This window comes from Halomonas sp. BL6, assembly GCF_006228115.1.
Taxonomy (GTDB): Bacteria; Pseudomonadota; Gammaproteobacteria; order Pseudomonadales; family Halomonadaceae; genus Vreelandella; species Vreelandella piezotolerans.
On record NZ_VDGL01000006.1, the window covers coordinates 172,773 to 187,514 of the forward strand.

The 14,742-nt window shown below is 60.5% G+C and carries 12 protein-coding genes and 1 tRNA gene; 10 read left to right on the plus strand and 3 right to left on the minus strand.

The features are described 5' to 3' along the window. Window positions 1-2 precede the first annotated feature (2 nt). The 5 genes from FHJ80_RS13850 to FHJ80_RS17520 all read left to right on the plus strand — a co-directional run bounded on the left by FHJ80_RS13850 (window position 3) and on the right by FHJ80_RS17520 (window position 7,455). Window positions 3-1,046 (plus strand): histone deacetylase family protein, encoded by a 1,044-nt coding sequence (locus FHJ80_RS13850; RefSeq protein ID WP_139527916.1) that lies wholly within the window; start codon window positions 3-5, stop codon window positions 1,044-1,046. Window positions 1,047-1,156: 110 nt separating this feature from the next. After that, entirely contained in the window at window positions 1,157-1,513 is a 357-nt protein-coding gene (locus tag FHJ80_RS13855) for a hypothetical protein (protein ID WP_139527917.1), read from the plus strand. 32 nt (window positions 1,514-1,545) lie between these two features. Further along, window positions 1,546-3,225: a VRR-NUC domain-containing protein gene (locus tag FHJ80_RS13860; RefSeq protein WP_139527918.1), complete on the plus strand. Its 1,680-nt coding sequence runs from the start codon at window positions 1,546-1,548 to the stop codon at window positions 3,223-3,225. Next, on the plus strand, window positions 3,222-5,483 hold the full coding sequence (locus FHJ80_RS13865; protein WP_139527919.1) for an ATP-dependent DNA helicase: 2,262 nt from the start codon (window positions 3,222-3,224) through the stop codon (window positions 5,481-5,483). Before FHJ80_RS13860 ends, FHJ80_RS13865 begins: the two co-directional genes overlap by 4 nt. A gap of 298 nt (window positions 5,484-5,781) precedes the next feature. Then, window positions 5,782-7,455, plus strand: coding sequence for a methyl-accepting chemotaxis protein (locus FHJ80_RS17520; RefSeq protein ID WP_304363361.1), 1,674 nt, complete (start codon window positions 5,782-5,784; stop codon window positions 7,453-7,455). 99 nt (window positions 7,456-7,554) lie between these two features. Here the strand turns inward: FHJ80_RS17520 and FHJ80_RS13875 are convergent. Together FHJ80_RS13875 and ispB are read right to left on the minus strand one after the other, a co-directional pair. Then, window positions 7,555-7,631, minus strand: a tRNA-Pro gene (locus FHJ80_RS13875). A 104-nt stretch (window positions 7,632-7,735) separates the two neighbouring features. After that, complete coding sequence (gene ispB, locus FHJ80_RS13880; protein ID WP_139527920.1) at window positions 7,736-8,740, minus strand: octaprenyl diphosphate synthase; 1,005 nt, start codon at window positions 8,738-8,740, stop codon at window positions 7,736-7,738. A 284-nt stretch (window positions 8,741-9,024) separates the two neighbouring features. On the opposite strand from ispB, the gene rplU reads away from it, so the two are divergent. The 4 genes from rplU to proB all read left to right on the plus strand — a co-directional run bounded on the left by rplU (window position 9,025) and on the right by proB (window position 12,189). Continuing rightward, complete coding sequence (rplU, locus tag FHJ80_RS13885) at window positions 9,025-9,336, plus strand: 50S ribosomal protein L21 (RefSeq protein ID WP_139527921.1); 312 nt, start codon at window positions 9,025-9,027, stop codon at window positions 9,334-9,336. 30 nt (window positions 9,337-9,366) lie between these two features. After that, window positions 9,367-9,624: a 50S ribosomal protein L27 gene (gene rpmA / locus FHJ80_RS13890; protein WP_139527922.1), complete on the plus strand. Its 258-nt coding sequence runs from the start codon at window positions 9,367-9,369 to the stop codon at window positions 9,622-9,624. 174 nt (window positions 9,625-9,798) lie between these two features. Further along, window positions 9,799-10,989 carry an Obg family GTPase CgtA gene (gene cgtA / locus FHJ80_RS13895; RefSeq protein ID WP_139527923.1) on the plus strand — a complete coding sequence of 397 codons (1,191 nt, stop codon included), beginning with the start codon at window positions 9,799-9,801 and terminating at the stop codon, window positions 10,987-10,989. 39 nt (window positions 10,990-11,028) lie between these two features. Further along, the gene (proB, locus tag FHJ80_RS13900; protein ID WP_231125607.1) at window positions 11,029-12,189 is read left to right on the plus strand and encodes a glutamate 5-kinase; all 1,161 of its coding nucleotides are present in this window, start codon (window positions 11,029-11,031) and stop codon (window positions 12,187-12,189) included. Between the two features lie 8 nt (window positions 12,190-12,197). On the opposite strand, the gene FHJ80_RS13905 is transcribed toward proB, so the two are convergent. Further along, a complete protein-coding gene (locus FHJ80_RS13905) occupies window positions 12,198-13,193 on the minus strand; it encodes a DUF1853 family protein (RefSeq protein WP_369692954.1) in 996 nt (331 codons plus the stop codon). A 113-nt stretch (window positions 13,194-13,306) separates the two neighbouring features. Here FHJ80_RS13905 and FHJ80_RS13910 point away from each other — a divergent pair, with 113 nt between their 5' ends. Further along, window positions 13,307-14,656 (plus strand): Glu/Leu/Phe/Val dehydrogenase, encoded by a 1,350-nt coding sequence (locus tag FHJ80_RS13910; RefSeq protein ID WP_139527924.1) that lies wholly within the window; start codon window positions 13,307-13,309, stop codon window positions 14,654-14,656. Window positions 14,657-14,742 lie beyond the last annotated feature (86 nt).

The window sequence follows — 14,742 nt, forward strand, 5'->3', positions numbered from 1 at the left end:
TGATGCTGACGTTTTTCTCCGAAGGTAGCCGCCTGCGCCAAGCGCAAAGCGAGCTGCACGATGGTGCCTTGGTCACCCCCTTTGAGTGCCCGGAACGCATCGACTTGGTGCTGGCCGCCCTGCGCCAAGCCGCGTTCGATGTCCGCGCGCCTAGCAATTACGGCTTGGCGCCCGTGCTGGCGGTGCACGATGCCGACTACGTCGCGTTCTTGGAACGCTGCTGGCCGGCGTGGCAAGCGGCGGGCCACGCTGGCGAGGCGATTCCCAACATTTGGCCCGCCCGAACGATGCGCGGCAATCGTATTCCCCAGTCGGTGAGCGGCCAGTTGGGCTACTACGCTCTGGCCGCCGAAACATCGATTACGGCAGGCACCTTTGCCGCGGCTCTGGCGAGTAAGGATACGGCCCTGGCAGCGGTCGATCACACCCTGGCGTCGGGCGAGCCGACCTTTGGACTGTGCCGCCCGCCAGGCCACCACGCGGCGATAGATCAGTTTGGCGGCTACTGCTTTTTCAACAATGCCGGCATCGCCGCCCAACGTGCGCTGGACGCTGGCAAGCGCCGCGTGGCAATTCTGGATGTGGACTTTCACCACGGTAACGGCACCCAACAGATCTTCTATCGCCGTGACGATGTGCTGTTCGCTTCCCTGCACGGCGATCCTGACGTGACCTTCCCCTACTTCTCTGGCTACGCCGATGAAACCGGTGAGGGAGCAGGCGACGGCTTCACGATCAATTACCCGTTGCCGCCGGGCACTTCCGTTGCCACCTGGATGGCCGCGTTGGATGAAGCGTTGGCGCGCATCCATCAAGCGGAGTGCGAGCTGCTGGTGGTGTCGCTGGGCGTGGACATTTTCGAAGGTGACCCGATCAGTGCCTTTACCTTTCAGCACGCCGACTTCATCGCCCTCGGTCAACGTCTCGCGGCCGCTGGCCTACCCTGCGTATTTCTAATGGAAGGGGGGTATGCCGTCGAAGATATCGGGATTAACGTGGTGAACGTATTGCAGGGTTTTGAAGAGGTCGCCCAGAGAGTGAAATGAGGCAGTAAAGTGACAGTTGCACGAAATTCGGGCAGTCTTATGCCTTTTTGGCCTATGCTATAGGTCGACATCTATTTTTTTAATTTGATCGTTCAAAGCGGGAGCGGCACGTGGCAGTTTACGGCGGTATTCAGGCACATGAAGTGGAGCGTTGGCTCAATGCCCTCACCAACGCGGCCTACGACCGACGCTGCCCGCTCTCCAAGGTGCACGGCGGTAATGCCCGTGCACGGACTGCCCGTCAGGATTTACTGCACTTTGCGACAGTGTTTCGCGGCGGCGAGTGTCCCCGGGAAGCCGTGGCCGATGGCCTCAGCCGCTGGTGCCAGCACTATCTCACGGAAGCGGAGTGGTACGTGTTGGTCGGCGGGCGCAGGCCGCAAGTGCCGCCCAATGAGACGGCATCCATCGATGAACAAGCCGCTGACGAGGCATTAGCAGTGCTTTACCAGCATCGCGTGGGTTAACCCACGACCGCTCGCACTGTTATAATGAATGAATGAACAGTGCTTCTGCCGCCCCGGCGACCGCCTCTCTCGATGATCCCTTCTACTACTTAGCGAATTTTCGCTTCGTGGTCGCGTGGGTGCAGGCGCGCCACGGTGATCTACTCAGCGCCGATGAGCACCACGCGCTCGAGCAGTGGTCGCAGTTGCCACGCGCTTCTCAAGCGCTGCTGGTACGCATGGTGATGCGTAAAGGCGAGCTGTTTCGCTTGGATAAGCTCAGCTATCCTGAAATTGGCGATACGCATCAGGCGTTGGCGCCACTGTTAGCCCTTGGCTGGGTGAGTGACGCACCGCTGTTAACCATTGAGGAGTTGTTTCGGCTGCTGCGCTTGAGCGAGCTACGCGACGCCTTGAGAGCCTCTATTCGTTCCGCCGGTCTGGCGTCTAATGCCACTAAAACCGCACTTCAGACGGCGTTAACGCCGGTACTCACCGATGCACTGCCGCTGCGCCAGTGGTGGCCAGAAGCGTCGACGCGTATCGTGCGACTCAACGTCATGGCGCTATGCGACCGCCTGCGGCTGATGTTCTTTGGCAACGTGCGCCAAGATTGGGCTGAGTTCGTGCTCACTGAGCTGGGCCTACAGCGTTTTGAACAGGTTCCGCTGACCGCAGAGTCTCGCGCGTTTCAGCGCCGGGAAGAGGTGGACACCTACCTCACGCTGCACCGCCTGCGCGAGCGTCTGGAAAATGGCGAATCTCCCGAGCAGCTGGCTGCAGAGGTGCCCGCCGCCTTTGGTAACCGCTGGCTAGACGCCCGCCGTTCGCGGCTGCTGTTGACCCTGGGCCGCACGGCAGAGCGCAGTGGCAACGTTGAGCAGGCGTTGTCGCTTTACGCCGAAGCGAATAACAGCGAGGCGCGTATACGTAGGCTGCGCGTACTGGAGCGCATTGGCCGTTACTCGGAAGCTTATGAACTCGCCCAGGTCGCGCTGGAGCAGGCAGGGGAGGGTGAGGCCCAAGCGCTGAGTCGCTTGCTACCGCGCTTGGCACGCAAGCTGGCGTTGCCCTCCCCACAGGCCGTCAAGGCGGCCGAGGCGCCGACCTATGTGTTGGAGCTTGCTGGTCCGCAACCAGTAGAACGCGCCGTTGCCGAGCACTTATCCACCGCCACTGCCCCGGTGTTCTATGTGGAAAATGGACTAATCACCGGGCTGTTTGGTCTGCTGCTCTGGCCTGTGATGTTCAAACCGCTACCGGGCGCGTTTTTTCATCCGTTCCACAGCGGCCCTGCGGATTTATACCGCGAGGATTTCGTCGTCCAGCGCCAAGCCGAGATCGACGCCTGCTTGGCGCAGTTAGACGACGGGCGTTACCGCGAGACGATTTGGGCCACCTGGCACGCCAAACAGGGCATTACCTCGCCCTTCGTGCACTGGGGACTCCTGAACGAGCCGCTGCTAACGGCGGCACTTGACTGTCTGCCCGCTGAACACCTGCGGGCCTGCTTTATCCGCTTGTTGAGTGATCTAAAGCACAACCGAGCGGGCCTGCCCGATCTCATTCAACTGATACCCGATGCGCCCGATGGGGAGCTTCGCTATCGCATGATCGAAGTGAAAGGCCCCGGCGACCGGCTACAGGATAACCAGCGCCGCTGGATCGACTTCTTCTGCCGCCACGACATACCCGTCGAAGTGTGCCACGTGCGCTGGCAGCCCGTGCCATGAGCCGCTATCGGGTGGCGGTGCGCACGCTGTGCGACTTCACCGCGCGCGAGGGTGATCTCGACCACCGCTTCACTCCCTCGCCCAGCGCCCAAGCGGGTATCGAGGGGCACGCTCTGGTGGCCAAACGGCGGGAAAACATAGCGGGTTACGAGGCCGAACTTCCTCTCTCCGGTGAGTATCAGGGGCTACACGTGTCTGGCCGCGCCGATGGTTTCGATGTGGCGGCCAACTGTGTCGAAGAGGTCAAGACCCATCGCGGTAGCCTAACGCGCATGGCCGATAACCAGCGGTCGCTCCACTGGGCGCAGGTAAAGATGTACGGGGCGCTGCTTTGCGCGGAGCGGGATTTGCCGCACATTACGTTGGCGCTGGTATACCTGAATATCGACAGTGGCCAGGAAACGCGGCTGACGCTCGAGGCTAGCAACGAGGAATTAACAGCGTTTTTTGTCGACCAGTGCCAACGCTTTTTAGCCTGGGCCGAGCAGGAGGCCGCCCACCGTGAGCGTCGCGATGGGTGGCTCACCACGCTGACCTTTCCTCACGCGGATTTTCGCCCCGGCCAGCGGGCACTGGCCGAGGATGTCTTCAAAGCCGCCAGCACCGGGCGCTGCCTGCTGGCCCAGGCGCCCACTGGTATCGGCAAAACCCTGGGCACGCTGTTCCCTATGCTCTCCGCGATGCCCCGTCAGCGGCTCGACCGCATCGCCTTTCTCACCATGAAAACCCCAGGCCGCCGCTTGGCGTTGGATGCTTTGGCGTGCTTGGATGCTCCCACGCAGCCGCTGCGTGTGCTGGAACTGGTAGCCCGTGAAAAAGCGTGTGAGTACCCGGGTACCGCCTGCCAGGGCGATACCTGCCCGTTGGCCAGGGGGTTTTACGATCGCTTGTCTGCCGCTCGCCAAGTCGCGGTAGAGAAAAGCTGGCTAGACCGCGAAGCACTGCGCGAGGTAGCGCTGGCACATCACGTCTGCCCCTACTATTTGGGCCAGGAGCTGGCCCGCTGGGCCGATGTGGTCGTGGGGGATGTCAATCACTGGTTCGATAGCCATGCGCTTCTGCACGGGCTTGCCCAGGCCAACGACTGGCGGGTGGGCCTACTGGTGGATGAGGCGCATAACCTGGTAGAGCGCGCTCGTGGCATGTACAGCGCCGCCCTCACCCAGCAGCGCTTGAGCTATCTGCGCCGCCAATCCCCACCCGCCTTAGCCAAGCCGTTGGCCCGAGTGGGCAGGCAGTGGCAGGCGCTCAACAAAGAGACGGCCGAGCACGCACCAGAGCGCCGCTACCATGTGTTGGAGGCGCTGCCCACCAAGCTGGTGGGGGCGCTGCATGCCTTGGCCGGGGCCATCACGGACTATCTCGTGGAGCATCCCGACGAAGTGAATCAGGCGCTTCAGGAACTGCTGTTCGAAGCACTGGCGTTCTGTCGCTTAGCGGAATCGTTCGGCGACCACTCGCTGTGCGATTTAGAGATTCAAGGTAAGGGACGTTCGGTGCTTGGGCTGCGCAATGTGATACCGGCGGATTTTCTTGCCCCCCGTTTTGAGCGTGCCCACTGTGCGGTGCTGTTTTCGGCCACGCTGACGCCTTTTCACTACTACCGGAACCTGCTGGGTCTTCCCGAACAGAGTGTTTGGCGTGAGGTAGACTCGCCGTTCGTGGCGTGCCAACTAGAGGTGCAGTTACGCACCGACATTTCCACGCGCTATCACCATCGTGTGGCGTCGGTAACGCCGATCGTGGCTACCCTGGCAGCGCAGTACCGGCGCACGCCGGGCCACTATTTGGCCTTTTTAAGCAGTTTTGCATACCTAGAACAGGTGATGCGTGCGTTCGAGTTGGCGCACCCTGAGATTCCGGCTTGGGCGCAAACACGCAGTATGCAGGAACCCGAGCGTGATGCGTTTCTAGCTCGCTTTGCACCGGGTGGGAAAGGGATTGGCTTTGCCGTATTGGGCGGCGCCTTTGCGGAGGGAATCGATTTGCCCGGTGACCGATTGATTGGTGCCTTTGTGGCGACGCTCGGCTTACCCCCCTTCAACGACTTCAACGAAGCGCTCAAGGCACGGCTGCAGGCGCGGTTCGGTCAAGGTGATGACTATACCTATCATATCCCCGGTATGATCAAAGTGGTGCAAGCCGCCGGGCGCGTGATCCGCAGCCCTGAAGATGAGGGGGTTGTTGTGTTAATGGATGATCGCTTCGCTCAGAACAAAGTGCGCGCCTTACTGCCGCGTTGGTGGCAGTTAAGCTGATCGTTACCTAAAGCACCATCAGGTTGCCTGATACGCTAATGAGCTAACCTATCATTAAATCGATAGAATATTGTTATTTATAATAAACGTGTATTGGGGCGTCGTGTGCGCCCGGCAATAAATATTGATCTATATCAATGTTTCGACACTTGCTCTAGCAATCTCTAAACGTCCAAGCGGGAGTGCCGATAAACACGTTAGTCACCCTATCGTCAGAACGCCCTTCTACTGATAGCAAGACATCTATCTAGGTCGCGCTTGTGGCCTGTTGTTCCGTACTCACGTGGAAGACGCTAACGTGCTGAAAAACATATCGATCAAGGCAAGTCTGATCACCATCTTAGGACTCTTCGCGGCTTTTATACTGCTGGTGGCCGGGCTGGGCTACCTCAGTAGTTCTAAAGCATCCGACGCACTCGAAGAGCTCAATAGAATCAACGTTAAACAGCTGAACGCGCTTAATCGAGCGCAGGTCAACGTGGCCGACACCCAGCTGTTTTTCTTGAATCATCTCGATGCCTTGAGCGAAGGAGAGACCGCGCTTGCCAGCGCCCACCTAGAAAAAGCCAATCAAACGCTTCAGATGGCTAAACAGTATTTCGAAGATTTCTTGGCCGTGCCGAAATCAGCACAGGGCCAACCCTATGCCGATGCTATCGAGGCAGCGTTTACACAGCTCGTTGCCAATGGTTTGGAGCCGCAATATACCGGACTCGACAATCGTAATGAAGCTGCGTTTCGTGCCGCTAAAACGACCGGCGATCAGCTCAACCTAGCGTACATGGCCGCAAATGAAGCCTTTATCGCCTATGCTCGTCAGCGCGGCCAGAACCTCATGGATGATTATCAACAGAGCAGAACCATCAATACGTATGTGGAGATCGCTGTGCTGCTGTTTGTGGCGCTGTGTATCGCGCTGGTGCTCATGGGCATGATGCGTGTCGTCCTGCGTCCGCTCAAAGAGGCGGGGCAGCATTTCGAGCGCATTGCGCAAGGCGATCTATCGCACAGCATTGCCGACCGTGGCCGTAACGAAATTGGCCAACTCTTTTCGGCGATGCGACACATGCAAACGGGACTGTCGCAAACGGTCTCTTCCGTACGTGATAGCAGTGGCTCGATCCACATTGGCGCACGCGAAATTGCCGGGGGTAACGCTGATCTGTCTTCCCGCACTGAGCAGCAGGCCGCTTCCCTCGAGGAGACCGCTGCCAGCATGGAGCAGCTAACGGCGACGGTGAAGCAAAACTCCGACAATGCGCGTCAAGGCAGTACGTTGGCAAGCGAAGCGTCGGCGACGGCTGCCCAGGGTGGCGAGGCCGTCGAGCAAGTGGTCGTGACCATGCACGGCATTGCCGACAGCTCCCGAAAAATCAGCGATATCATTGGCGTCATTGACTCTATTGCGTTCCAAACCAATATTTTGGCGCTCAATGCGTCGGTGGAAGCGGCGCGCGCAGGGGAGCAAGGCAGGGGGTTCGCGGTGGTCGCGACCGAAGTGCGTAATCTTGCCAGCCGCAGTGCCGATGCTGCCAAAGAGATCAGAGCACTGATCGAAACATCGGTAGGGCAGGTGGAGCAAGGGTCGCAGCTGGTAGAGGGCGCCGGGCAGACCATGGAGGCCATTATGGCGTCCGTGAAGCGCGTCGCCGATATCATGGACGAAATTTCCGCGGCCTCGACCGAACAAAGTGACGGCATCGAGCAGGTGAACCAAGCCATCGCACAAATGGATGAAGTCACCCAGCAAAACGCGGCGTTGGTTCAAGAGTCCGCCTCAGCGGCAGCGTCTTTAGAAGAGCAAGCTGCCCATTTGGAGCGCGCAGTCGCTACGTTCAAACTATCGGCCCACGAAGCTCGTCACCCGCTTCCCATCGCGCGCGCGCCAGCGCAGGCTCCGGCAAAGCCCACCGCTTCACCGGCCAAGAAAAACCGTGCCGATGTGGCCGAACCGGAGTGGGAGGCGTTCTAAGCACGCGCCTGCCGTCCCCCCTATCCGCGTGGCTGGGGGGATGCCAACAAAAACGGCCACTTGCTTAGAGAGCGAAGTGGCCGTTTTCATTGAATTCTTTGGTCGGAATAGCAGGATTCGAACCTACGACCTCTGCCTCCCGAAGGCAGCGCTCTACCAAGCTGAGCTATATTCCGAAGGTTGCTAAGACATGCTCAACAACGGGACGAATCATACGCAGGGAAGGGGCTTTTTTCAAGCCCCTTTTGCGTGGTTTGTGCCGTGAGGCCGATCTCGACGGTTAGGCTTGGCGGTCGACGGCCAAGCGGGCAAGCTGCGCCATACTATCGCGGTAGGCGCTGGGGGGTAAGGCGTCGAGCTCTGCTAGCGCTTTGTCCGCCATCTCTTCGGCCCGGGCGCGAGTATATTCGAGGGCGCCGGTGGCGTGAATGATCGCCAGCACCTCGTCCAGTTGCTCCAGGCCGCCTTTACGGATCACCTGGCGAATCAGCTTGGCTTGCTCAGGGGTGCCGCGCTCCATGGCATGAATGAGGGGCAGGGTAGGTTTACCTTCGGCGAGGTCGTCTCCCACGTTCTTGCCCATGGCATCAGCGTCGCCCTGGTAATCCAGCAGGTCGTCGATCAATTGGAAAGCGAGGCCCAGATAGCGGCCGTAGTGCTGCAGGGCGCGCTCTTGCTCGGACGTGGCGTCGGCGAGCACGGCGCCGCTATGAGAAGCGGCTTCAAACAGCATCGCGGTTTTGCCTTGTATCGTCTCGAAGTAGTCCGTCTCGGAAATGCTGGGATTACCGATGTTGGTCAACTGCAGCACCTCGCCTTCCGCGATGACGCAGGTCGCGCCCGATAGAATCGCCATGATGCGCATGGAACCGACGTCGACCATCATTTGAAACGAGCGGGAGTAGAGAAAGTCGCCTACCAGGACCGAGGGCGCATTACCCCAGGCGTCGTTGGCGGTTTTTTTGCCTCGACGCATGTGCGACTCATCCACCACGTCGTCATGCAGTAGCGTCGAGGTATGCATGAACTCGATGAGGGTGGCGAGGGTAATGTGTTTGTCACCCTCATAGCCTAACGCACGTGCCGCCAGCAGGACCAACAGCGGACGCAGGCGCTTGCCGCCGCTGTCGATGATGTACTGGCCGATGGTTTCGACCAGCGGCACTTTAGAGTTGAGCTGCGCCACGATGGTGCGGTTGACGGCATCAAAGTCATCCGCCACCACGGCGTGCAGCGGTGAAGGCGAAGGGCTGGCAGGCGAGGTGGGGGAGACGTTGGCTGTCATGGGTTCCGTTCATTGCGGCGGGTAAAAGGTTGAAGCCATGCTATGGGGCTGCCTGTAAGGCGTCAAGGCATAGCGCGGCGGGGAGGGCGCATGAGCGATTGACAAACCCCAGTGGCCTTGTGGTATGCAGCGATAGTCGTTATAATCCGCGACCCACTCATCATGCTCCCTGTCAGATGGTTGCCAAAAGGGGCGCCACTCGCAGCAGGTCGATAAGAGCGGAAGGCGATGAGCGTTGGTTACGCGGGGCGTAACCGGCATTAACGACAAGTCCGGAGAGCGACATGTACGCAGTTATCAAAAGCGGTGGCAAACAGTACCGCGTTCAAGAAGGTCAGACCCTCAAACTCGAGAAAATCGAAGTCGCTACCGGCGAAACGATTGAGTTTGATGAAGTGCTGCTGGTTGCAGACGGCGACGACGTCAACGTTGGCGCTCCGCTGGTAAGCGGTGCCAAGGTGTCCGCCGAAGTCGTTTCCCACGGCCGTGGCGACAAAGTCACCATCATCAAGTTCCGCCGCCGGAAGCACCACATGAAGCGTCAGGGCCACCGTCAGTGGTTCACTGAAGTCAAAATTACCGGAATTTCTGCGTAAGCAGTCACTTCCCTTTAGGAGGATTTTGCAATGGCACATAAAAAGGCAGCCGGCTCCACGCGTAACGGTCGCGATTCCGAATCCAAACGCCTTGGTGTGAAACTGTACGGTGGCCAAGCGGCAACCGCCGGTAACATCATCGTTCGTCAGCGCGGCACGCGTTTCCATGCTGGCACGGGCGTTGGCGTTGGTCGCGACTACACGCTGTTCGCGCTGAACGATGGCGTCGTGAAGTTCGAGACCAAAGGTCCGAAGAACCGTAAATTCGTCAGCATCGTGTCTGCCTAAGCAGCTACGATCGCGGTGTGTAAGTTATCTTGGGTAATTTACGCAGTGTGAAGATGACGAAAAAAAGCCCCGCCATGGCGGGGCTTTTTTGTCTTTTCGATCCCTTTGGCCCGCATGAAGCGGGAGGGATAGTGTAGTGGTAGTCAGGGCGGCGGAAGCGGCCGGGAGAATCCAATGCAGTTCGTCGATGAAGCCTCGATCATTGTTGAGGCAGGTAAAGGCGGCAATGGCTGTCTGAGCTTTCGCCGCGAGAAATATGTGCCCAAAGGGGGCCCTGATGGTGGCGATGGCGGCCACGGAGGCAGCGTCTATCTGATTGGTGATGATGCGCTCAACACCTTGATTGATTTCAAGTTTCAGCGTTTCTACAAAGCTGAAAACGGTCAGGGCGGTATGGGTCGCCAGATGAGCGGTAAAGCCGGGGAAGATCTGCACGTCAAAGTGCCGGTGGGCACCACGGTGATCGATGAAGATACCCTCGAGGTGATTGCCGACGTGACGGAAATCGGTCAGGTCGTGCTGGTGGCCGAAGGTGGTCGCCGTGGGTTGGGTAACATTCACTTCAAGTCTTCTACCAATCGCGCACCGCGTCGTACCACGCCAGGCACCGAAGGTGATCGCCGCAATTTGCGCCTGGAAATGAAGGTAATGGCGGACGTGGGCCTGCTCGGCATGCCCAACGCCGGTAAGTCGACGCTGATTCGGTCGGTGTCGGCGGCCAAGCCGAAGGTGGCCAACTACCCGTTCACCACGCTGGTGCCGAACCTGGGCGTGGTCAAGCTGGGGATGCACGAGCACTTCGTGATGGCCGACGTTCCGGGACTGATCGAAGGAGCTTCCGATGGCGCGGGTCTGGGGCTGCGCTTCTTGAAGCACCTGACCCGTACGCGGCTGCTGTTCCACGTGGTGGATGTGGCGCCGTTCGACGAGTCCGATCCGGTCGAGGCTGCCCAGGCCATCGTGCACGAGCTGGGCCAGTTCTCCCCGGCGCTCTCCGAGCGGCCGCGCTGGCTGGTGTTGAACAAGTTCGACCTGCTGCCGGAAGAGGAGCGCGAAGCGCGGGCCCAGGCGATCATCGAGGCGTTGAACTGGGACGGTCCGGTGTTCCGTATTTCGGCGATCAGCAGCGAAGGCACTGACAAGCTGGTGCAGGCGGCGTACCGCTGGCTCACCGAGCAGCAGCGTCTGGAAAACGAAGACGAAGAGGCCCATGCCCGCGAGCAGGAGATGCGTCGCCGCATGGAAGAGGAGTCGGTGGCCCGCACCGAAGCTCGCCTTGGCCGTCGCCGCAAGCGCGATGACGACGAAGACGATGACGATTTCGACGACGATGATTACGATGTCGAAGTAGAGTACGCCCCGTAAACGGCAGGCATGCCGACCAGGATGAATCGCGTGAGCGCAATGGCGTGGGAGAGTCGCGACGTGGAACACAACGAGCAGTTGCCGGGCCGTGAGGCGCTGAGTAGTGCCCGCCGGATAGTGGTCAAGATTGGCAGCGCGCTGCTCACCAACGATGGCCGCGGGCTGGACGAAGCGGCCATCGGCGGGTGGGTGGATCAAATTGCTGCCTTGCATCAGCAGGGTATCGATGTGGTGTTGGTCTCTTCGGGAGCCGTGGCGGCAGGCATGGTGCGCCTAGGCTGGCAGGCGCGCCCCAGCGCCGTGCACGAGCTTCAGGCGGCGGCAGCCGTAGGGCAGAACGGGCTCACCCAGTGCTACGAGCAGCACTTTGCTCGCCACGGCATGCTCACTGCGCAAATTCTGCTTACCCACGACGATCTCTCTAACCGTAAGCGCTATCTCAATGCGCTCTCGGCGCTGCGTACCCTGGTGGAGATGCGCGTGGTGCCGGTGATCAACGAAAACGATACCGTCGTCACCGACGAGATCCGCTTCGGCGATAACGACACACTGGGCGCGCTAGTGGCCAACCTCCTGGAGGCCGATGCGCTGCTGCTACTCACCGACCAGGAAGGCCTGTTCGATGCCGACCCGCGCCATGATCCGTCGGCCACGCTGATTGCCGAAGGGCGAGCCGACGACCCGCGTTTGGCCGCCGTCGCGGGCAGCGGTGGCGCGCTGGGGCGCGGGGGAATGAGCACCAAGGTGCGTGCAGCGCAGCTCGCGGCGCGCTCCGGCGCGGTGACCGTGATTGCCAGCGGCCGCCAGCCAGACGTCATCACCCGCCTCATGGGCGGCGAAGCGTTGGGTACGCTGCTGCGCCCGGATCAGGCGCCGATGGCCGCGCGTAAGCGCTGGCTAGCAGGGCAGCTACAGGTGCGCGGTACTCTGGTGCTGGATGCGGGCGCGGTCAACGTGCTGCGCGACAAAGGCTCCAGTCTGCTAGCCGTGGGTGTACGGGACGTTCAGGGCAGTTTCAAGCGTGGCGACATGGTGCTCTGTGTGGATGAACAAGGTGCCCGCGTGGCCAAGGGCTTGATCAACTACGGTGCCGATGAGGCGCGCCAGCTAGCAGGCCAACCCAGCCATCAGATCGAAGCCATTCTCGGCTACGTGGAAGCCCACGAGCTCATCCATCGCGACAATCTCGTGGTGATCTAAACGTTAGGTTAACCGCGCCGTTTGGGCGGCAGCGGTATTTGGTGCGGCCAGTCGTCGGGCACCACCATCAGCCGCGTTAGCGGCCTCTCTTCGTAATGCGCTCCCTCCTGCTCTTTCTGCGGATCGTACAGCATCACTTGCTGCGGTCCGTAGCGGTCGACCTGTGCCATCACGTCTGGCATCCGCTGTTTGGCAGCGCCAAAGGCGTCAAGGGGGGGAGGGGCTAACCAGTGGGGCTTGGTAAGTCTGGCGAGCTGCAGCGCCGTGCTGTAATGCTCGGCGACACTGGGCCAAGCATGCTGATGGCACCACCATCCACGCCGATGCTCGGCCGTGGCGCCCGCGGGGGGCGGCAGCGTTGCGTGCCAGGGGTAAAACAGCACGCCAGGAAGGGCTAGCCGTTGAGTGAGCCGTGCGCTGAGCGTTGTCGGCTCTGCGATGTCACGGGGCGCTAGCCAGTGCGCCATGGCAGCCTTTGCCTGAGGCGTACGGGAGAGCGGTAGCTGATGATGTAAAAGATGGCTGTACTTCAGTGCTAAGCTGTCCAAGCCCCCGGGGCCAATCCAACGACTTTGGCACGCGGCGTCTCCTGGCCCTTCAGGCAGGCCGAGATAGAACTTGATCGCCACTTCCAAATGCACCGGAGCCGGGTTTTCCCGAGTACGGTAGAGCATGTCCAGCTCACCCAGGGTGTTTCGTCGATGGGTAATGCGCAGGTTGCGGGCCAGCAGGCGAGTGTTGGGCGCGTTATCCAGCAGCAAATGCCAAAGCCGCTCATGGTAGTGCCCCATGCGGGTGGCGAGCTGGCCATCGAGCGCGGCGACGTTGGGCGCTAGTGTTTGCAACCACGCCTGCTGCCCGCCATCGAGACCCAATGTGGCATTGCTGGGGCGGCCGGGGTAGTTGCCCAGCGCCACGAGGTCCGGTGTTGCCAGCAGCCACGCCATATCGCGCAGTACGGCGTGGTGAATCCTATCGCTGACACCTTCGGCAGAGGTCGTCAAACGTCTCTCCTATCAAGGGGGCTCGAGAGGCGACTGAGTCAGCCGCTTGCTGCTACGCTAAACACAATACCTCGTGATGCCAATAAAATCCCTACCGAGCAAAGGAGTGTTGCATGGGCAGTCGCAAGTCGAAAAAGAAAACGTCTAAAACGCACAAGTCCTCGGCGATAACGTCCGCCAATCATGCGCCACAGCAGCTAACCCCTGAGACGGGCGCCGCGCTATTCGAGGATGCTCGCTCGCGGCTTGAAACGGTGTTTGAAGCGCTGGAAATTCATCCCGATGCCCAGGCCCGGCTGATGCAGCCTAGCCTCTCGCTGCAAGTGAGCGTGCCGGTCCGTATGGACGACGGTAGCTTGAAGGCGTTTCCCGCTTGGCGGGTGCAGTACGACACCAGCCTCGGCCCGGCCAAGGGCGGCGTGCGCTTCCACCCGGATGTGAATCAGCATGAAGTGACTACGCTGAGCTTTTGGATGGCCGTCAAGTGCGCCGTAGTGGGGCTGCCCTATGGCGGGGGTAAAGGTGGCGTGCAGGTGGATGCCAAGGCGCTATCGTCATTGGAGCGTGAGCGATTGGCGCGCGGCTATATCCGCGCTATTGCCGATATCATGGGGCCCGACCGTGACATTCCCGCTCCGGACGTAAACACCGATGCCACCGTCATGGGCTGGATGATCGATGAGTACGAGCAGATTCGACGTGCCCAGGCGCCCGCAGCGATCACCGGAAAACCGCTCTCACTGGGTGGCTCGCCGGGGCGCGTCGAAGCCACGGGGCGCGGAGCGCTCACCGTACTGGACCTATGGGCTGAGCGCGAGGAGCGCACGCCCGAAGAGACCACCCTCGCCGTGCAAGGATTTGGTAATGCGGCTTTCCATTTTGCGCGTCTGGCAAGCCAGCGTGGCTATAAGGTGGTCGCGGTCTCCGATTCGAGTGGCGCGATCTACCATGCCGACGGGCTGGATATCGACGCGGCGAAAGAGGATAAGCAACAGCACGGCAAGCTGTCCAAAAGCCAGCAGGGCAAAGCCATGTCGGGGGATGAGTTACTGGGGCTGGAGGTCGATGTGCTGGTGCTCGCCGCGCTGGAAAATCAGCTGCACCGCGACAATGTCGACGAGGTGAAGGCTGGCGCGGTGCTTGAAATTGCCAACGGGCCGCTCACTAGCGAAGCGGATACCGCACTGGAAAAACGGAACATTCCGGTGCTGCCTGACGTGCTGGCGAATACCGGCGGCGTCATCGTGAGCTACTTCGAGTGGCTGCAAAACCGCGCTGGTGAAAAGTGGCACGAGAGCGAGGTCAATCAGCGCTTGGATGACCGACTTGGCGATGAAGCCAAGCGAGTGCTGCTCAGGGCGGAAAAAGAGCAGGTGACGTATCGACAAGCCGCCTATCGCCAGGGCATCGAGCGGATTGCGGAAGCCATCATGGCGCGAGGTAACTGCCAGGACTGCCGCTAGTCAGCGAAGCGACATAGCGCAACGTCAGCGGCGGGCCCAAAGGCCCGCCGCTGATGGAGTGTTAGCCCCGGGGTGCTAACGAGAAC

What these genes read in the sequence shown, in the direction of transcription:
- FHJ80_RS13850 (WP_139527916.1), top strand. Translation starts at nt 3, where the DNA reads ATGCTGACGTTTTTCTCCGAAGGTAGCCGCCTGCGCCAAGCGCAAAGC.
- FHJ80_RS13860 (WP_139527918.1), top strand. Translation starts at nt 1,546, where the DNA reads ATGAACAGTGCTTCTGCCGCCCCGGCGACCGCCTCTCTCGATGATCCC.
- FHJ80_RS13865 (WP_139527919.1), top strand. Translation starts at nt 3,222, where the DNA reads ATGAGCCGCTATCGGGTGGCGGTGCGCACGCTGTGCGACTTCACCGCG.
- ispB (WP_139527920.1), bottom strand. Translation starts at nt 8,740, where the DNA reads ATGACAGCCAACGTCTCCCCCACCTCGCCTGCCAGCCCTTCGCCTTCA.
- rplU (WP_139527921.1), top strand. Translation starts at nt 9,025, where the DNA reads ATGTACGCAGTTATCAAAAGCGGTGGCAAACAGTACCGCGTTCAAGAA.
- rpmA (WP_139527922.1), top strand. Translation starts at nt 9,367, where the DNA reads ATGGCACATAAAAAGGCAGCCGGCTCCACGCGTAACGGTCGCGATTCC.
- cgtA (WP_139527923.1), top strand. Translation starts at nt 9,799, where the DNA reads ATGCAGTTCGTCGATGAAGCCTCGATCATTGTTGAGGCAGGTAAAGGC.
- proB (WP_231125607.1), top strand. Translation starts at nt 11,029, where the DNA reads ATGGCGTGGGAGAGTCGCGACGTGGAACACAACGAGCAGTTGCCGGGC.
- FHJ80_RS13910 (WP_139527924.1), top strand. Translation starts at nt 13,307, where the DNA reads ATGGGCAGTCGCAAGTCGAAAAAGAAAACGTCTAAAACGCACAAGTCC.